The sequence below is a fragment of the Curtobacterium sp. MCLR17_036 genome (assembly GCF_003234445.2).
In the GTDB taxonomy this organism is placed as follows: Bacteria; Actinomycetota; Actinomycetes; order Actinomycetales; family Microbacteriaceae; genus Curtobacterium.
Genome location: NZ_CP126269.1, coordinates 1539085 through 1557655, shown reverse-complemented (window position 1 = coordinate 1557655; position 18571 = coordinate 1539085). Strand labels below are relative to the sequence as shown.

General features: G+C 71.5%; 16 protein-coding genes. 6 read left to right on the top strand and 10 right to left on the bottom strand.

Translation table 11 applies throughout. The annotated features are described in order from the left end of the window. Nucleotides 1-98: 98 nt before the first annotated feature. The 6 genes from DEI99_RS07350 to DEI99_RS07325 all read right to left on the bottom strand — a co-directional run bounded on the left by DEI99_RS07350 (nucleotide 99) and on the right by DEI99_RS07325 (nucleotide 6854). Nucleotides 99-1472: a glucose-6-phosphate dehydrogenase gene (locus DEI99_RS07350; RefSeq protein ID WP_111040584.1), complete on the bottom strand. Its 1374-nt coding sequence runs from the start codon at nucleotides 1470-1472 to the stop codon at nucleotides 99-101. A gap of 168 nt (nucleotides 1473-1640) precedes the next feature. Then, nucleotides 1641-2057: a cytochrome c oxidase subunit 4 gene (locus DEI99_RS07345; RefSeq protein ID WP_111040585.1), complete on the bottom strand. Its 417-nt coding sequence runs from the start codon at nucleotides 2055-2057 to the stop codon at nucleotides 1641-1643. A 4-nt stretch (nucleotides 2058-2061) separates the two neighbouring features. Further along, complete coding sequence (gene ctaD, locus DEI99_RS07340) at nucleotides 2062-3798, bottom strand: aa3-type cytochrome oxidase subunit I (RefSeq protein ID WP_181434316.1); 1737 nt, start codon at nucleotides 3796-3798, stop codon at nucleotides 2062-2064. Nucleotides 3799-3809: 11 nt separating this feature from the next. After that, nucleotides 3810-4712: an aa3-type cytochrome oxidase subunit II gene (gene ctaC / locus DEI99_RS07335; RefSeq protein WP_111040586.1), complete on the bottom strand. Its 903-nt coding sequence runs from the start codon at nucleotides 4710-4712 to the stop codon at nucleotides 3810-3812. 266 nt (nucleotides 4713-4978) lie between these two features. Beyond that, nucleotides 4979-5350, bottom strand: a complete 372-nt coding sequence (locus tag DEI99_RS07330) for a HesB/IscA family protein (RefSeq protein WP_111040587.1) — start codon at nucleotides 5348-5350, stop codon at nucleotides 4979-4981. 58 nt (nucleotides 5351-5408) lie between these two features. Beyond that, nucleotides 5409-6854, bottom strand: a complete 1446-nt coding sequence (locus DEI99_RS07325) for a dipeptidase (protein ID WP_111040588.1) — start codon at nucleotides 6852-6854, stop codon at nucleotides 5409-5411. A gap of 53 nt (nucleotides 6855-6907) precedes the next feature. Between DEI99_RS07325 and DEI99_RS07320 the strand changes: the two genes are divergently transcribed. Next, nucleotides 6908-7483: a DUF3043 domain-containing protein gene (locus tag DEI99_RS07320; RefSeq protein ID WP_111040589.1), complete on the top strand. Its 576-nt coding sequence runs from the start codon at nucleotides 6908-6910 to the stop codon at nucleotides 7481-7483. A gap of 735 nt (nucleotides 7484-8218) precedes the next feature. On the opposite strand, the gene DEI99_RS07315 is transcribed toward DEI99_RS07320, so the two are convergent. The 3 genes from DEI99_RS07315 to hisD are packed head-to-tail and all read right to left on the bottom strand — an operon-like array spanning nucleotide 8219 to nucleotide 11106. After that, complete coding sequence (locus tag DEI99_RS07315) at nucleotides 8219-9295, bottom strand: quinone-dependent dihydroorotate dehydrogenase (protein ID WP_111040590.1); 1077 nt, start codon at nucleotides 9293-9295, stop codon at nucleotides 8219-8221. Beyond that, on the bottom strand, nucleotides 9292-9786 hold the full coding sequence (gene nrdR / locus DEI99_RS07310) for a transcriptional regulator NrdR (RefSeq protein WP_071297302.1): 495 nt from the start codon (nucleotides 9784-9786) through the stop codon (nucleotides 9292-9294). The genes DEI99_RS07315 and nrdR overlap by 4 nt, the downstream gene beginning before the upstream one ends. Before the next feature lie 12 nt (nucleotides 9787-9798). Further along, entirely contained in the window at nucleotides 9799-11106 is a 1308-nt protein-coding gene (hisD, locus tag DEI99_RS07305) for a histidinol dehydrogenase (protein ID WP_284180982.1), read from the bottom strand. Between the two features lie 53 nt (nucleotides 11107-11159). Here hisD and DEI99_RS07300 point away from each other — a divergent pair, with 53 nt between their 5' ends. The 5 genes from DEI99_RS07300 (at nucleotide 11160) to DEI99_RS07280 (ending at nucleotide 17874) form a co-directional block, all read left to right on the top strand. Then, a complete protein-coding gene (locus tag DEI99_RS07300; protein WP_111040591.1) occupies nucleotides 11160-12518 on the top strand; it encodes a rhamnosyltransferase WsaF family glycosyltransferase in 1359 nt (452 codons plus the stop codon). Beyond that, on the top strand, nucleotides 12515-13960 hold the full coding sequence (locus DEI99_RS07295; protein WP_111040592.1) for a glycosyltransferase family 2 protein: 1446 nt from the start codon (nucleotides 12515-12517) through the stop codon (nucleotides 13958-13960). The genes DEI99_RS07300 and DEI99_RS07295 overlap by 4 nt, the downstream gene beginning before the upstream one ends. After that, nucleotides 13960-16542 (top strand): glycosyltransferase family 2 protein, encoded by a 2583-nt coding sequence (locus DEI99_RS07290; RefSeq protein WP_111040593.1) that lies wholly within the window; start codon nucleotides 13960-13962, stop codon nucleotides 16540-16542. The genes DEI99_RS07295 and DEI99_RS07290 overlap by 1 nt, the downstream gene beginning before the upstream one ends. A gap of 101 nt (nucleotides 16543-16643) precedes the next feature. Next, entirely contained in the window at nucleotides 16644-16799 is a 156-nt protein-coding gene (locus DEI99_RS07285; protein WP_181434317.1) for a hypothetical protein, read from the top strand. A gap of 22 nt (nucleotides 16800-16821) precedes the next feature. Beyond that, nucleotides 16822-17874, top strand: a complete 1053-nt coding sequence (locus DEI99_RS07280; protein ID WP_111040594.1) for a glycosyltransferase — start codon at nucleotides 16822-16824, stop codon at nucleotides 17872-17874. On the opposite strand, the gene DEI99_RS07275 is transcribed toward DEI99_RS07280, so the two are convergent. Beyond that, nucleotides 17875-18567: an SGNH/GDSL hydrolase family protein gene (locus tag DEI99_RS07275; protein WP_181434318.1), complete on the bottom strand. Its 693-nt coding sequence runs from the start codon at nucleotides 18565-18567 to the stop codon at nucleotides 17875-17877. Between the last annotated feature and the right edge of the window lie 4 nt (nucleotides 18568-18571).

The following is an 18571-nucleotide window of genomic DNA, read 5'->3' as shown; positions in this document are numbered from 1 at the left end:
CGCGACGCACCGACAGACGGACGGGAGGCACGGTACCGACCGGCACCGTGCCTCCCGTCCGTCAGGTGCGCCCGTTCAGGGCGCGACGAGCGCGTCCGTCAGGACGACGACTCCCAGTCCGCGGGGCCGCGGGAGCCGGCGCGGTACTCCTCGAGCGGGACCTCGTCGGCCTTCCAGGCCTTCACCACGGGCTCGACGATCTCCCAGCAGCGCTCGGCCACGTCGCCGCGGATCGAGAGCAGCGGGTCGTCGTGGAAGATCCCGTTGAGGACCTCGCCGTAGGGGGTGAGCTCGCCGTCCGCGAAGGACGACGACAGGGTGACCTGGCCCATCTCGAACGGGTTGCCGCCGCCGTTCGCCGAGACGGTGAGCTCGATCTCGTCCGGGTTGAGGACGATGCGGAGCGTGTCGCTCTTCGGCCGACCGGAGAGACCGGAGGGCAGGCGGGTGACCGGCTTGAAGGTGATGAGGACCTCCTTGCGGCTGGCGCCGAGCGCCTTGCCGGAGCGGAGGGTGAAGGGGACGCCCTTCCAGCGGGCGGTGTCCACCTCGACGGAGATCTCGGCGAGGGTCTCCGTCTGGCGAGACGGGTCGACGCCGTCCTCCTGCTGGTACGAGGGCAGGTCCTTGCCGTCGATCGTGCCGGCGGTGTACACCGCACGGCGGGAGGCGACCTTCGCGTCGTCGCCCTTCAGGCGGGTGGAGCGGAGGGCACGTGCGAGCGAGGAGCGGAACTCGACGGCGTCGATCGCGGCCGGGGCGTCCATCGTGACGAGACCGAGGATCTGCAGCAGGTGCGACTGGATCATGTCGACCATCGCGCCGGCCTCGTCGTAGTACTGGGCGCGGTTCTCGAGGCCGAGGGTCTCGTCGTAGAAGACGTCGACCTTCTCGATGTTCTCGGCGTTCCAGATCGGCTCGAGCAGGCGGTTCGCGAAGCGCAGACCGATGATGTTGAGGACCGTGGTGCGACCGAGGAAGTGGTCGGTGCGGTGCACGCGCTCCTCGGGGACGAGCTTCAGCACCGTCTCGTTGAGGGCGCGGGCGCTGTCGACGTCGGTGCCGAAGGGCTTCTCGAACGCCAGGGTCGTGCCCTCGGGGAGCTCGACCTGCTGCAGTGCCTCGCAGATGTCGGAGGCAATCTGCGGCGGGAGCGCGAAGTAGAGGATGGGCTCGGCGTCGGCGGCGTCGAGCAGCGCCTTGAGGTGCTCCGGGTCGGTGGGGTCGCCCTGGATGAAGCTCGTCGACTCGAGGGTCGCGTCGACCTCCGAGCCCTTGACGTCCTGCGACGCGAAGGACTTCGTGACGACGTCCTTCCACTGCTCCTCGCTGCGGGCGCTGCGGCCCGTGCCGATGAGCTGGACGGGAACCGCTCGACCGCTCTGCAGGAACGTGCCGAGGCCCGGCAGCAGCAGGCGGGAGGCGAGGTCGCCCGTCGCGCCGAAGATGATGAGGGTGCGCTTGTCAGTCACCTGAGGTGACTCCTTTCGCTGTGGTTGGAGGTCCGTTCCAGTCAAGCCCCGGGCGGGCCGCTTTGTTCCGGATCGGACCGGAGGTCGTCGCCGCGACGCACCCCGGACACGACTCGGGCGGCACCGGAAGGTGCCGCCCGAGGGTGTCAGGTGCGCTGCAGCGCGGGGTCAGTGCCCGAAGTTGCCGCGGTAGTACTCGAAGACCCAGCCAACGAGGGTCACCGTCACGAGGACGAGGCCGATCGGCACGATCCAGAGCCCGGCGGCGACGCCGAGGAAGCAGACGCCGACCGCGGCGGCCAGCAGGATGGGCCACCACGACCAGGGGCTGAAGTGCCCGAGCTCGGCGTCGCCGTCCTCGATGTTCGCGTCGGGGCGGTCCTCCGGCAGGACGCCGCCCTGCGACGACATGACCCTGCCGAGGTAGAAGGCGATGAACGCCGACATGATGCCGGTGAGGCCGATCGCGACGGTGCCGACCCATTCCGGGCGACCGTAGTAGAGCATCGCCCAGATCGTGTAGGCGGCGTCCGCCAGGATGAAGAACCCGAAGAGGATCCAGAACAGGTTGGTGTTGGCGCGCATCGCCTTACTTCACCTCGCCCTTCGCGGCGTCGTAGGTCGGGGCATCCGGGGCGTCCTTGGCCGGACCGACACCGATCGGCACACCTGCCTCCGGGTGGTTCAGGTCGAACGCCGGGGACTCCGAACGGATGCGCGGGATCGACGTGAAGTTGTGGCGGGGCGGCGGGCAGGAGGTCGCCCACTCGAGCGAGCGGCCGTAGCCCCACGGGTCGTTCACGGCCACCTTCGGAGCGTTCCGGGCGGTCACGTAGACGTTGAAGATGAACGGCAGGAACGAGACCGCGAGGATCATCGAGCCGATCGTCGACAGCTGGTTCATCCAGGTGAAGCCGTCGTTCGGCAGGTACGTCGCGTAGCGACGCGGCATGCCGATGACGCCCAGCCAGTGCTGGATGAGGAACGTCGTGTGGAAGCCGATGAACAGGAGCCAGAAGTGGATCTTGCCGAGGCGCTCGTTGAGCATCTTGCCCGTCCACTTCGGCCACCAGAAGTAGAAGCCGGAGAACATCGCGAACACGACGGTGCCGAAGACCACGTAGTGGAAGTGCGCGACGACGAAGTACGAGTCGGACACGTGGAAGTCGAGCGGCGGCGACGCCAGGATGACGCCGGTCAGACCACCGAAGGTGAAGGTGATCAGGAAGCCGAGGGCCCAGAGCAGCGGCGTCTCGAAGGTGACCGAACCGCGCCACATGGTGCCGACCCAGTTGAAGATCTTCACGCCGGTCGGGACCGCGATGAGCATCGTCATGAGCGAGAACCACGGGAGCAGCACGCCACCGGTGACGTACATGTGGTGCGCCCACACCGTGACGGACAGCGCCGCGATGGAGATGGTCGCGTAGACGAGGGTCTTGTACCCGAAGATCGGCTTGCGGCTGAACACCGGGAAGACCTCGGAGACGATGCCGAAGAACGGCAGCGCGATGATGTAGACCTCGGGGTGCCCGAAGAACCAGAAGAGGTGCTGCCAGAGCAGGGCGCCGCCGTTGGCCGGGTTGAAGATCTGCGCGTCGAACACGCGGTCGAGGCCGAGGCCGAACAGCGCGGTCGCGAGGACCGGGAAGGCCATCAGGACGAGCAGCGCCGTCACGAGGGTGTTCCACGTGAAGATCGACATGCGGAACATGGTCAGACCCGGGGCACGCATCGTGATGATCGTGGTGATGAAGTTCACCGCGCCGAGGATCGTCGAGAAGCCGGTCATGCCGAGGCCGAAGACCCAGAGCGTGCCGCCGAGCCCTGGTGTGAACGTCGTGTCGCTCAGTGGCGCGTAGGCGAACCAACCGAAGGACGCGGCGCCCTGCGGGGTGAGGAAGCCGCCGACCGCGATGAGCGAACCGAACAGGTAGAGCCAGAAGGCGAAGCCGTTGAGTCGCGGGAAGGCGACGTCGGGGGCACCGATCTGCAGCGGCATGATCGCGTTCGCGAAGCCCGAGAACAGCGGCGTCGCGAACATCAGCAGCATGATCGTGCCGTGCATCGTGAAGAGCTGGTTGTACTGCTCCTTCGTCGCGACCACGTGCAGGCCGGGCTCGAAGAGCTGGGCACGGATGACCAGCGCCATGATGCCGGCGAGCAGGAAGAAGACGAACGAGGCGATCAGGTACATGTACCCGATGGTCTTGTGGTCGGTGGAGGTGATCCACCGGACGATGATGTTGCCCTTCCGCCCGACCTTCGACGCCTGGAAGTCCGGCGTCGAGGTCTGGGTCGGTCGGCCGACGAGTGACGTTGTCATCTGACGGGCCCCTACTTGTTCTCGGCGGACGCCTCGACCGGCGCCTTGTTGTTCGGTTCGTTCGTGTTGGTGTTGTACTCGTTGCCGAGCAGCCCGACCTTGCCCTGATCACGCAGGGTCTCGAGGTAGGCGTCGTACTCGGCCGGCGACACGACCTTGACCTGGAAGAGCATCAGGGAGTGGTACTCGCCGCAGAGCTCGGCGCACTTGCCCTGGTAGGTGCCCTCCTTGGTCGGGATGAAGTACTCCCAGTTCGTCTTGCCGGGGAGCATGTCCTTCTTGTAGAGGAAGTCGATGACCCAGAAGGAGTGGTCGACGTCGCGCGAGGACAGCTCGATCGCGACCTTCTTGCCCTTCGGCAGGTAGAGGGTCGGCAGCTGCGACTCGTCGATCGCGCCCTTGCCGTCTTCTTCTTCCTGGGCCTGGATGCCCTGGTAGTAGACGCTGTCCTCGGGGTTCTGCTTGTCGATGTAGTTGAAGTCCCACGCCCAGCGCTTGCCGTACACGTGGACCGTGGCGTCCGGCTTCTCGAACGGCTTCTCGATGGCGGCCTGGTCCTTCGCGGTGAAGGCGAAGAAGCCGAGCACGAGGATGAGCGGCACGATCGTGTAGAAGATCTCGAGCGGCATGTTGTAGCGCATCTGCACGGGCAGGCCGGTCTGGCCCTTCCGGCGGCGGTACACGATGGCGGCCCAGATGATGAGCCCCCAGACGATGAGACCCACGGCGAGCAGGACGACCCAGCTCGTGGTCCACAGGCCGACGACACGGCTCGTGTGGTTCGTGACGTCCGTCTTGCCCTCGGTGCCGGGGAGCCATCCGTTCAGCTGCTGCTGCGAGCAGCCAGCCAGTGCGATGACCAGACCGACGGCCACCGGGACGGCCGCCCAACGTATACGGCGATTCGAACGCACTGTTACCTCTCGGAAGAACGTGAGCCCGGGAGCGAGCCGGTCGACGGTGCGACAGCGGGGCTCCCAGCCTGATTGGAACACTCCTAGCTTACTCGCAGCTCGCCACCGCTCGCGCACACCCGACACGCTCCTCGCCGCGATCCGCACTCCCGCGGCCCGCCACTCCCCCGTTCCCGCGCGCGCCCGGAGTGTCCTCCGGACGACGAAACGCGAGCGGGGAACGACCGTGACGGCCGTTCCCCGCTCGCGTGTCGGGTCCGGGGTGATCAGTGGAAGCTGTCACCGCACGCGCAGCTGCCCTGCGCGTTGGGGTTGTCGATCGTGAAGCCCTGCTTCTGGATCGTGTCCTCGAAGTCGATCGTCGCGCCGGCGAGGTACGGGACGCTCATCTTGTCGACGACGACCTCGACCCCGTCGAACTCGGCGGTCGTGTCCCCGTCGAGCAGGCGCTCGTCGAAGTAGAGCTGGTAGATCAGGCCCGAGCAACCACCGGGCTGCACGGCGAGACGCAGGCGCAGGTCGTCGCGGCCCTCCTGCTCGAGGAGGCTCGCCACCTTGCCGGCCGCGGCGTCGCTCAGGAGCACGCCGTGCGACGGTGCCTCGGTCGCCGGTGCGTCAGGGGTGATGGTGTCGCTCATCGCGCGTCTCCCTCCGGGCGGTGCGGTTCACCGCGCCTGGCGTCGATTGTAAGCACCGTCAGCTGCGCGTCGCGAGCCTGGCGAGCAGGATCGCCTCGGACGCGATCGCGCGGTGCAGCACGCCGAGGTGCTGGGACTCGTTCGGGCTGTGCGCACGGGTGTCCGGGTCCTCCACACCGGTGACCAGGATCTGGGCCTCGGGGAACTCCGCCGCCAGGTCCGAGACGAACGGGATCGAGCCGCCGATGCCCTGCTCGACCGCCTCGGCACCCCAGCCCTCCTGCATGGCGACCCGGGCCTCCTGGACGGCCCACCCGGCCGTGTCGACGAGGAAGCCGTCACCGGCGTCCGGCTCGCTGATCTCGAGCCGCGCACCGAACGGGACGTGCTCGCGCAGGTGCCGCTCGACGGCGGCGTGGGCGTCGGTGGCCGACTGACCGGGCGCCACGCGCACGGAGACGCGGGCCGACACCGTCGGCAGGAGCGTGTTCGAGGCGTTCGCGACGCTCGGCACGTCCATGCCCGTCACCGTGATCGACGGCTGGAACCACATGCGGGACAGGACCTCGCCGGTGCCGATCGGCCGGACGCCCGCCACCAGGGCAGCGTCGACGGCGAGCTGGTCGTCGGTGCGCGACGGGACGTCCGCCTGGTACGAGGTGAGCCCCTCGACGGCCACCGAGCCGTCGTCGTCGTGCAGCGAGGCGAGCAGGCGGACCATCGGGATCATGGCGTCCGGAGCCGCTCCCCCGAACATGCCGCTGTGGCTCGCGTGCTCGAGGGTGGTGAGGGTCAGCTTGAAGGTCACGTTGCCGCGGAGCGAGACCGTGATCGACGGGACGTCGACCGACCAGTTGTCGCTGTCCGCCACGACGATGACGTCGGCGGCGAGGTGCTCCTTCTGCTCACGCAGGAACGTGCGGAACGACCGGGACCCGAACTCCTCCTCACCCTCGACGAAGAGCACGACGCCGAGGTCGAGGTCGTCGCCGAACTGCGCGTGCAGGGCCCGGAGCGCCGCCACGTGCGTCATCACGCCGGCCTTGTCGTCCGAGGCGCCGCGCCCGTACAGGCGGTCGCCGCGCAGGGTCGGCTCGAACGGCGGCGTCTCCCACAGCGCGTCGTCGCCCTGGGGCTGCACGTCGTGGTGCGCGTAGAGCATCACCGTGGGCTTGCCGTTCCGCGCCGGCCGCACCGCGAGGACCGCGGGCTGGCCGAGCTCCGCACCGGAGGCCTCGGCGTCCGCCGTCGAGCCGTCGACGGCCGAGCGGACGATGCGCACCGCGTCGTCCGCGAAGACGCCCGTCGACCGCGCGAGGTCCGCGACGGCTGCGGCGCTCGCCTGCACGTTCGCCGGGTCGAACGCCGACCACGAGACCGACGGCAGCCGCACCAGTGCGGACAGGTCGGCGATCGTCACGGGCAGTGCGCCGTGCACCTGTTCGCGCAGGGCGTCGAGGAGCGCGGGGTCGGTCGCGGAGCTGTGCTGTTGGGTGTCGGTCATGCCCGGTAATCTAGAGGACGATCCAGCACGCACACCGCCGTTAGGAACGCACCGTGGCGAAGGCAGCCCCCAAGACCAACACGACCGTGAACCCGTCCGAGGGCGAGCTCCTCGAGCAGGGCAAGGGTCGGCCGACGCCGTCCCGCCGCGAGCGTGAGGCCGCGAACCGCCGCCCCCTGGTCGGCAACACGCCGGTCGACAAGAAGGCCGCCCGCGCGCGCCTCAACTCGGAGCGCGAGCGCGCCCGGGTCGGCATGGCCAACGGCGAGGAGCGCTACCTGCCCGCGAAGGACCGCGGTGACCAGCGTCGCTTCCTGCGCAACTGGATCGACGCGCGCTGGAACCTCGGCGAGATCATGATGCCGGTGCTCGTGCTCTTCCTGATCGTCGGGTTCGCCGCGGCGCAGACGCCCCTGGCGTCCTACTCGCTGCTGCTCGTCTGGGCGTTCGTGGCGCTGTTCGTGCTCGACTGCGTGGTGCTGTGGCTCTCGATTCGCCGCAAGCTCGCGTCGAAGTTCGGCGAGGTGCAGCGCGGCACGTTCCTCTACATCCTGACCCGCACGTGGCAGCTGCGCTTCCTGCGCCTGCCGAAGCCGCAGGTCAAGCGGGGCGACTACCCCACGCTCTGACGACGTCGCGAAGCGCCTCCCGGCCGGCCCGGGAGGCGCTTCGTCGTTCATGGGGGTGGGCGTCGCGTGGCATGTGCGGCATCCGGTGCGGGCGTCGCGGGCCGCGTGCGGCATCCGGTGAGCAGAAGATGTCGGGTCGACGGCCCCCACCCGACATCTTCTGCTCACGAAGCGACGCAGCACCTTCCGGCCGATCCGGCGGGGCGCTTCGTCGTTCTCGGGACGCGCGTCGCGGGCCGTGTACGGCATCCGGTGAGCAGAAGATGTCGGGTCGACGGCGCCCACCCGACATCTTCTGCTCACGAAGCGACGCAGCACCTTCCGGCAGGTCGGTTCGGGGCACTTCGTCGTTCTCGGGACGCGCGTCGCGGGCCGCGTGCGGCATCCGGTGAGCAGAAGATGTCGGGTCGACGGCCCCCACCCGACATCTTCTGCTCACGAAGCTCGCTGGCCGCGCAACACGCCCCTCAGCGCGGGCAAGCGCGCGGACGCAAGGGGCGCCAGCACGCGCCGTGACGGACGGGAGGCACGGCGCGGCGCCGCCACGGGCCTCCCGTCCGGCGGACGGCCGGGTCGACCACGGGGCGGGCGTCGCGCCCTGCCTGCTGCACCGAGTGAGCAGAAGACGTCGGGTGAGCGACCTCGACCCGACGTCTTCTGCTCACTCGGCGAAGGCACCGGGCCGCGCGAACGCGCCGGGCCGCGCGAAGGCACCGATCGCGCCGGACGCGATCCTCAGCGTGCGGCGCGGCGCAGCCGGCGACGGCGCAGGTGGTTGATCCGGGCTGCCCAGGTCGGCCCCTCGTAGAGGAACGCCGTGTAGCCCTGCACGAGCGTCGCACCGGCGTCGATGCGGTCCTGCACGTCCTGCTCGGTGGTGACGCCGCCGACCGCGACGACGCAGAAGTCGGCGGGGACGGCGGCACGGACGCGGCGCAGGACCTCGAGCGAGCGGGCGGCGAGCGGTGCACCCGACAGGCCGCCGGCGCCCATGGCCTCGACCTGCTCCGTCGGGGTCGTCAGGCCGGTGCGCGCGATCGTGGTGTTGTTGGCGATCACGCCGGCGAGACCGAGTTCGACCGCGAGGCCGGCGATGGCGTCGATCTGCTCGTCGGTCAGGTCGGGCGCGATCTTCACGAGCACCGGCACGGTGCCCGCGGCGTCGCGCACGGCGGTGAGCAGCGGACGGAGCTGGTCGAGTTCCTGCAGGCCGCGCAGGCCGGGCGTGTTCGGCGAGCTGACGTTGACCGCCAGGTAGTCGGCGAAGGGCGCGAGGCGGCGGGCGGACTCGAGGTAGTCGTCGATCGCGTCCTCGACGGCGACGACCCGGCTCTTGCCGATGTTGACGCCGATGACCGGGCGACCGGGGTTGCGTCGGGCCCGTTCGAGGTGGCGGGCAGCGGCGGCGGCGCCGTGGTTGTTGAAGCCCATCCGGTTGATGAGTGCGCGGTCGGCGATGAGCCGGAACAGGCGCGGTCGCTCGTTGCCGGGCTGCGGCTGCGCGGTGATGGTGCCCACCTCGACGTGGCCGAACCCGAGCACGCCGAGGCCGCCGATGCCCTTGGCGTCCTTGTCGAAGCCGGCGGCGAGGCCGAAGCGCGACGGGAAGTGGATCCCCATCGTCGTGATGCCGTCGGCCGCCGACGGGCGGCAGTACCGCTCGACGAGGCCGCCGACGAACGGCACGTGCGGCACGACCTTGATCACGGCGAACGCGATGTGGTGGGCCCGCTCCGGGTCCATGTTGGCGAAGACGGACCGGAAGACGGCGGCGTAGCCGTTCCGGACCAGGCGCTCCACGACGCCGTTCACGCGTCAGCGCCTGCCGCGGGAGCGACGGCGGCCGCACCGGCCGCGTGGTGGTCGCGGCGGAGCTGACCGATGGCGTCCTCGAAGTCCTCGAGGGACTCGAACGCCTGGTAGACGCTCGCGAAGCGCAGGTAGGCGACCTCGTCGAGCTCCCGCAGCGGCGCGAGGATCGCGAGCCCGATGTCGTTCGCGTCGATCTGGCTCGACCCCGACGACCGCACGGTCTCCTCGACGCGCTGGGCGAGGACCGCCAGGTCGCCGTCGGTGACGGGGCGCCCCTGGCAGGCCTTGCGCACGCCGGAGACGATCTTGTCGCGGCTGAAGGGCTCGGTGACGCCGTTGCGCTTCACCACGTTGAGCGACGCCGTCTCGGTGGTCGAGAAGCGACGCCCGCAGTTCGGGCACTGGCGGCGTCGACGGATCGAGGTGCCGTCGTCGCTCGTCCGCGAGTCGACGACGCGGGAGTCCGGGTGGCGGCAGAAGGGGCAGAACATGTCGGTCCCAGGCTATCGGTTCGTGCGTTCCGTCACGGCGGCGCCGTGCGCGGGGAGCTGCTCCTCGGTCGAGAGCGCCACGATGTGGTCGGCGACATCGCGCAGTGCGGCCGGCGTGTACCGCACGACCTGCTGCGGGCGCAGGAACGTGGACGCCGAGAGCCCCGACCCGAAGCGCGCCTGTCCGCCCGTCGGCAGGACGTGGTTCGATCCGGCGAGGTAGTCGCCGAGGCTGACGGGCGTGCTCGGTCCGACGAAGACCGCGCCGGCCGCGTCGACGTCGGCCAGCACGGCGTCGTCGTCCGCGGTCTGGATCTCGAGGTGCTCCGGGCCGTACGCGTTGCTGACGGTCGCCGCGTCGGCGAGCGAGTCCACGAGGACGATCGCGGACTGCGGGCCGTCGAGGGCGGTCTGGAGGCGCGCGGCCGTCCCGAGCACCGCCGTGCGTTCCGGGATGGCTGCCTCCACCGCGTCGGCGAAGGTCGCCGACGTCGTCACCAGCACGCTGCCGGCCTGCTCGTCGTGCTCGGCCTGGCTGACGAGGTCGGCCGCGACGAACCCGGGGTCGGCGGTCTCGTCGGCGATGACGAGGATCTCGGTGGCGCCGGCCTCCGAGTCGATGCCGACGGTGCCGCGCACGATGCGCTTGGCAGCGGCGACGTAGTTGTTGCCGGGACCGGTGACGAGGTCGACCGGGTCGAGGCCGAGCTCGGCCACGCCGTACGCCAGCGCGCCGATCGCGCCGGCGCCGCCCATCGCGTAGACCTCGTCGATGCCGAGCAGCCCGGCGGCCGCGAGGATCGTCGGGTGCACCGCGCCGCCGTGGTCGCGCTGCGGCGGGGACACGAGCGCGATCGACCGGACTCCGGCCACCTGCGCCGGCACGACGTTCATGACGACGCTCGACGGGTACACGGCCTTGCCGCCGGGCACGTACAGCCCGACGCGGCGCATCGGCTGCCAGCGCTGGTGCACCTCGGCGCCGTCGGCGAGCGTCGTGACCGCGGCTGCGGGCACCTGTGCGGCGCTCGCGGCCCGGACCCGGCGGATCGCCTCGTCGAGGGCTCCTCGCAGGGCGGGGGTCAGGCCGGCGACGGCAGCGGCGATGTCGGCGGCGGGGACCCGGACGTGCTCGGGGGCTCCCCCGTCGAAGCGCTCGGCCTGCTCGCGCAGCGCATCGGCGCCGCGCTCGCGCACGGCGTCCACGAGCTCGCGCGCGGCGTCCACCGCGTGCGAGACGTCGCCGACGGCACGGGGCATGAGGCGGAGGAGGTCGGCGCGGGCGGGGAGGCCACCGCGGAGGTCGATTCGCTGCATCATCAGGGGGCAAGCCTACCGAGGGCGCCCGGCGTCCCCCGGTAACGTGAGCGCCGATGAACTTCGAGAAGGCACGGCGCCTCGTGAGCGACCTCGTCCGGGTGAACGAGCGCTACGCCCGGGACGGCCACTACCGCAACGACGTCCGGGAACGACTGGGCCGCACGGTGTCCCGGGTGGACGTCCGCGTCGCCCGCCGTGAGCGCGACCGGGCACCGCTGACCGCCCGACCGTTCGAGGGACTGGTCGAGACGAGCCTGGCGATCGCCGGCATCACGACCGCCGACCGGGCCCCCGAGGTGGTGCTCGTCGTCGACGAGCTGCGCGAGGGCGCCGCGTTCGCCGGTGTGCAGACCGCCATCGCGGTGGCACTCGCCCTCGGCGAGCAGCTGGGCCGACCGGTCCGCGTCGTGATGGTGCGGTGGACGACGCCGGGCAACAGCGCCGCCGCGGCCGAGGCGCTCATCGCCGACCGGTTCCCCGAGTCCCGCGTCGACGGCCGTCCCGGCGTCCGGGTCGTCCGCCGCGAGGACGTCCTCGACACCACGTTCGGCCGCGAAGACGTCTGGATCGCGACGCACTGGAAGACCGCGCACCCGCTCGACGTCGCCGTCACCGCCGGGGTGGTCCCCCGCGAGCACGTCGTCTACCTGGTGCAGGACTACGAGCCCGGGTTCAGCCCGTGGTCGACGGAGTACGCCGTCGCCGCCTCGACCTACCGTGCCGGGTTCCGCATGCTCGTCAACTCGGAGCCCCTGCGCCGGTACCTCGTCGACGTCGAGGGGCTCGACGTCGGGAGCGAGCAGACCTTCGCGCCGCACCTGGACCTCGACCTGCTCGAGCGGGTCGCTGCAGCGCGGCAGCACGAGGACGTCGTCCGGGTCCTGTTCTACGGCCGCCCGAGCAAGCACCGCAACCTGTTCCGTCTCGGCGTCGCCGCCCTGCGCGTGGCCGTGCAGGAGCTCGCGGCCGACGGCATCCGGGTCGAGTTCCACTCGGCCGGCGAGCAGCACGGCGACGTCGAGCTCGACGGCGGACGCGGCGACGTGAAGCTCGTGTCGCACGGCACCATGCCGTGGGACGACTACTTCCGCTTCATCGCGTCGACGAACGTCGTCCTCTCGCTGCAGCACAGCCCGCACCCGAGCCACCCGCCGTTCGACGGCGCGGTCTCGGGCGCTCGGGTCGTGACGAACGAGTTCCGCGGTACGCGCGGCGACCTGCACCCGAACCTCGCCGCGGTCCCCGCCGACGCCCGCTCCCTCGGCCTCGCCGTCGCGGACGCCGTCCGGCGTGCCGCGGCCGACGGCCCCACCGGCTGGACCCCGCTCGCCGGGGACCGGCTCGGCGGCCCGCTCGAGGCGGCCGTCGTCGCCCTCGCCGCCGCCCTCACCGACGAGGAGACCACCCGATGACCCGTCCCACGCTCGTCGTCGTGCCGATCTACGGCGACCTCGAGTCGCTGTTGCGGTGCATCGACGGTCTGCTCGAGCACCTCGACACCGGTGTGCACCGGGTGCTGCTGCTCAACGACTGCGGTCCGGACGCGGACACCATCGAGCGGGCCGTGCTCGAGCGGGTCGCCGGGCACGACGGCTTCCGGTACGAGCGCAACGAGCGCAACCTCGGCTTCGTCGGCACCTGCAACCGCGCCGTGCTCGAACTGGACCCCGGGGCCGAGGACGAGGCCGTGCTCCTGCTGAACAGCGACGCGGTGCCCACCGCCGGCTTCCTCGACGCGATGCTCGAGGTGCTCGACGAGGACCGCACCGGCGTCGTCACCGCCCGGAGCGACAACGCGACGATCGCGAGCATCCCCTACCGGCTGACGAACCGCGGGGCCGCCCGCACAGAGGCCCGTACCCGCGAGGTCTGGGCCGAGATCGCGCCACTGCTGCCCCGTTCGCAGGTGATGCCCGTCGCGATGGGCTTCTGCTTCCTCACCCGCCGGTCGCTCGTGACCGAGCACGGCCTGTTCGACGAGGCCTTCGCGCCCGGCTACGGCGAGGAGAACGACTACTGCCTGCGCATCGCCGCGCACGGCTGGCTGGCGAAGATCGCGAACCGCGCGCTCGTCCTGCACGCCGGCGGCAAGAGCTTCTCGGGCAACCGGAACGCGCTCCGGGCGGCGCACCAGCGGGAGCTCGAGCGTCGGTACCCGTTCCTGCCCGACGCCGTCGCCGCCTACCAGCGGCACGGCACGACGGCCACGGAGCGGTTCGCCGACGTGCTCGTGCCGGCCGGTCCGGCAGCGCGGCTGTCGGTCGACCTGCGGTACGTCGACGACGCCGCGGCGTGGGTCCGGCAGGTCGACCTGGCGTTCGGCGACGGCTTCGCGGTGGAGGCCCGGCTCCCCGCCGGCACGTCGGCCCCCGACGCCTGGACGGTCACGACCGGCGACCCGGACCCGGACGACCTCGTGACGGTGACGATCATGGTGGACCCGTCGCCGGCGGAGCTCGTCCTGGCGAACCGTCGCGCCCTGCACTGGGTGATCGCGCGCACGGACACCCCGAGCACCCCCTGGTCGTCCCGCGTGCACCGCACCGGCGGCGACGTCCTGGCGGCGCTCGTCGGCCGCTTCGCCGAGGTCACCGGGTTCGACGAGCTCGAGTCGGCGCGCGAAGGCGTCGAGAACAGCCTGATGGCCCCCGTCGACGGCATCGCGGCGGCACTGGGAGAACGTCGGGCGGCGATGCTGCCCTTCGACCTGGTCGCCGCCGACGGCGCCGCCGCCGGCACCGCCGACGAGGTCGCTCGGCTGCGGAGGGAGCTCGACGACCTGCGGGCCAGCCGTTCGTTCCGCACCGGCCAGGCCATCGCCAAGGTCGCCGCGCGGCTGCCGGGGCGTCGCTGATGGCCGAGAACGGGGGGCTCGGCCGGGTCGCACGGCGGCTCGCCCGCGGACTCCGCGGCCCCGAGAAGCCCCTGACCGTCACCGATCGGCTGGACCGCTGGGCGCGCCGGATCGGCGAGTTCGGGATCACCGACCGCGCGTACCTCGAGGCGCAGACCGGCCGCACGTTCCCGAGCGACGACGAGGCGATCACGTTCTACGTGCACAACGACGGTCGGCGCGGTCTCTCCCTGAGCCCGCTGGTCGAGCACGAGTGGATGCGCGAGCACCAGCCCGTGCCGACGATGTCCTGGTACGACGCCCTGCACCAGGAGGGTCCCGAGCTCTTCCAGACCGGTCCGCTGTTCGACGCCGGCGTGTACGCCGCCTCGCTGCCCGCAGCGGACCGTCCGTCGTCCACCCTCGACGCGCTCCGTCACTTCCTGCGGAACGCGACGGACGCGACCACGCTCCCCGTGCCTCCCGGCCGACGTGGCCCGGCACCCACCTGGGGCGCCGCACGCGCGTCGGCCGTGTCGGCGGCCCGCGCGTTCGCCGAGGCGCAGCACCGCACCCGGCGCCGCTACCGGCCGACCTGGGACGGCCCCGACACCGCCGAGGTGCTCGCACGCTCGCCGCGCGGTGCAGCGCGACGTGCCGCCGAGCAGCCGCTCGTCTCGATCGTGATGCCGGTGCACCGCCGAGCCGACGTCGTCGGCGCGGCCATCGACTCGGTCCGCGCGCAGGAGCACACCAACTGGGAGCTGCTCGTCGTCGACGACGGATCCGGGGACGACACGGTCGACGTCGTCCGCAGTCGCGCCGAGGGCGAGCCCCGGATCCGGCTGCTCGAACGCGACAACGGCGGAGCCGGCGCGGCCAGGAACACCGGGCTCGCCGCCGTCCGCGGCGACTTCGTCGCGTTCCTCGACGCCGACAACACCTGGCGCCCGGCGCACCTGTCCGCGGCCCTCGCCGTCCTGCTCGAGTCCGACGGACCCGGTGTGCACACCGGCGTGCGCATGGTCGGCGCGAACAACGCCGACGACTCCACCGCGCCGGTCGAGACGTACCGCGGCGAGGACGGCACGCTCGAGGACCTGCTCGCCGGCAACTTCATCGACCTCAACGCCCTCGTCGTGCGCCGGGACGTCGCCGCCGCGGTCGGACCCTTCGACGAGACCCTCCGCCGCTGGATCGACTGGGAGTGGCTGCTGCGCATCGGTGCCCGCTTCGGTGTGCCCGCGTACGTCCCCGTCATCGGGGTCGACTACGACAACGTCCGCGACCCCCGCCGGGTGTCGTCCGCGCAACCCGCGTCGTGGCAGGAGGTCGCGCTCGCGCGGCACCGCATCGACTGGGACGCCCTCACCGCGGCCGCGCCGGACCGCGACGCCGGCCTCGTGTCCGTGGTGATGCCGGTGTTCCGCGACTGGACGATGACCCGACGCGCCGTCGACGCCGTGCTGCACGCGGCCGACCACGACGGCGACCGCGTCGAGGTCGTGGTCGTCGACAACGGCTCGCCGCGGTCCGTCAGCGCCGTGCTCGGCGCCTGGTTCGGCGACGACCCGCGGGTGGTCCTGCAGCGCGAGGACCGGAACCGGAACTTCGGACTCGGCAGCGACCTCGGGCTGGCACGCTCGACCGGGGCGACCGTCGTGATGCTCAACAACGACACCGAGGTGACCACCGGCTGGCTCCGCCCGCTCGTCGCCGCGCTCGACGACCCGACCGTCCTCGGCGCCCAGCCCCTGCTCGTCTACCCCGACGGAGTCGTGCAGGCCGCCGGCACCGTCTTCGGCGGCGACAAGGTCCTGCCGTGGCACTTCCTCGGCGACCACCCCCGGTACGACGCTCCGCGGGCGTTCGCCGACCCGGCAGACCGTCGCTTCGCGGCGATCACCGCCGCCGCCGCAGCCTTCCGCGCCGCCGACCTGATCCGCTGGCACGGGTTCGACCCGGTGTACGCCAACGGGCTCGAGGACGTCGACCTCTGCCTCCGTGCCCTGGCGTCGTCCCCGACCGGCTCGTCGTTCGCCGTCGTGCCCTCGTCCGTGGTCGTGCACCACGAGAGCCGCTCCCCCGGACGCGACGACGCCCGGATCGACAACCGGCGCGTCTTCGACGAACGCTGGCGCGGACGCTACCCCGACGCCGACGCCGCCCCGCGGTACGAGGCGGCCGGCCTGCGCTGGCTCGGCGTCGAGCCGGGGCTGCCGAAGGGGCACGCCGTCATGGTGCGGTCCTCGCGGCCCCTCGTCGTCCGGGACCACCGGGAAGCGGCCGGCGCGGCGCTGCGGATCGCGGTGAAGCACGACGGCTCGCGCAGTGACGACGTCACCGCGCTCGTCGGCCGGCTCGGAGCAGCCGGCCACGACGTGCAGGTGGACCTGCCGACGTCCTGGTACCGGGGCTCCGCGTCGCTCGACGACGTGACGATCCTGGTCGGCGGCCGCGGCGACGGACCGGTCTGGGTGCCGCAACCCGGTGCCCGCAACGTCGTGTGGCTCGCTGCGGGGCAGGTCGTCACCGAGCAGGACTTCGCCGCCGCGGTGTCCGGCTCCGCGGACCAGGTCGTCGAGGCGCTCGGAGGGTCCTGACGCGAGCCCCCCTCGCGTCCGGGGCGGGTTCTTCGGCATCGTTCACCCGGCTCGGAGGTGGGCGAAGCCTGCCGTTCACCTCCGGCGCGCAGGATGTCCGCATGTCCCTTCTCTCCGATGCGGTGCGGTCGACCTTCACGACCAGGTGCGCGGTGTGCGACGCGGTCATCAGTCGGCGCGACGCGATCGACCACGCCGGGCGGGCGTTCTGCTCCGTCCTGCACGAGGCCGAGTACGTGGTGGCCACGCTGGACTGACCACTCCCCGTAGGATCGGGCGGTGCCCGATCGCTCCCTCGCGGTGTTCCCGGCCTACCGGGACAACCCCTACCTGAACCTGATGCTGCTGGCCCCGCGGGCCCGCGGCTGGAACGTCCTCGAGAGCCTGCGCCTGGAGCAGCTGGAGCAGCACCTCGGCCGGCTCGGCACCGGTGACGTCGTCCACGTGCACTGGACGTCCCCGATCGTGCAACGCGAGAACGACGACCTGGTCCAGGCACGGGCTCGGCTCGATCGCTTCCGCGCCGCCGTGGACGGGGCACGCGGGCGGGGCGCGAGCCTCGTCTGGACCGTCCACAACGTGCTCCCCCACGACGCCCGACACCTGGACCTCGAGCGCGAACTGGCCGGCTGGCTGGCCGACAGCGCCGACGTCGTGCACGTCATGAACCAGGCGACTCCCGACGCAGTCGGCGACTTCTACAGGCTCGACCCGGCGAAGGTCGTCCACATCCCCCACCCGAGCTACCAGGGCGTCTACCCGTCGACGATGACCCGCGCCGACGCGCGCGCGTCACTCGGTATCGACGAGGGCGACCGAGCCGTGCTGGCGTTCGGGCAGATGCGCCCGTACAAGGGCCTCGACGTGCTGGTGGACGCCGTCCGGCGGGTCGCTCCGACGGAGCGGCCGGTGCTCCTGCTCGCCGGTCGGACCTCCGCCCGGGACCGTGAAGCGATCGACCTCATGCTCGGCGACGACGTCCGCGCCGTGCGCGAGCACGACCACGTCGCGGACGTCGACGTCCAACGGTGGTTCCGAGCCGCCGACGTCGCCGTGTTCCCCTACCGCCGGGTGCTCAACTCCGGCGCCCTGCACCTCGCAGCGTCGTTCGGGCTCCCCTCGGTGCTGCCCGACGAGCCGCACCTGCGCGTGGAGTTCGGCGACGAAGAGTGGGCGCGGTGGTTCGACACCGCCGAACCGGCGTCGTCGCTCGCTGAGGTGCTGGGCGCATCGGCGCCCAGCCCCGGGGGCGCGGAGCGGTTCAGCCGACGGCTGGCTCCGTACGCCCTCAGCCGTCGGTACGCAGACCTGTTGGAGTCGGCGGCAGGCTGATCACGATCCAGCAGCAGTCGCGGTGTTGCGGTCCTGCAGGATCAGCTCCCTGAACGCTTCGCCGAGCACCGCGTACTCGGCAGGTCCAGCCGGATGGATGCCGTCGACGCTGAAGCCGCGGATCCAGTCCTCGCCGTCCACTGCTGCAACCCACGGGTCGACCCACGTCCACCCTTCCGCTTCGGTGAGTGATCGAAGATCACGGTTGTAGACGCGGGCGTCAGCGGCGTGCGCACTGTACGGCGGGATCGAGGAGACCAGGACGCGCTCGGGCTCGAGGACGTCGACCATGCGCCTGTAGGCATCGGCTTCGTCGGCCACCGTCTCACCGAGGCGAACCGCATTCGTACCGGCGAGGATGACGAGCACGTCCACGTCGTCGATCGGTTCGATCGCGGACGCCATCTCGTCCGGTGTCGCTCCCGACCGCGCCCACCCTCCGACGAAGTCGATGCCGTCCCCTCGGGCGTAGGACATCCAGCTCTCGTCATCGAGCCCGTTCCCGAGGAACTTCGACCGGCCGGCACTGAGCGAGTCCCCGACGACGGCGACCCGGAGTTCATCCTGCGGATCCGCGGTGCCCACCGCGCTCACGGAAGGTTCCGTGACCCGCGAGGCCGAGACGATCGCGAACGAGACGAGCACGAGCGCGAGCAGAGCTGCGACGAACGCGGGCAGGAGGAAGCGGCGCACCGGA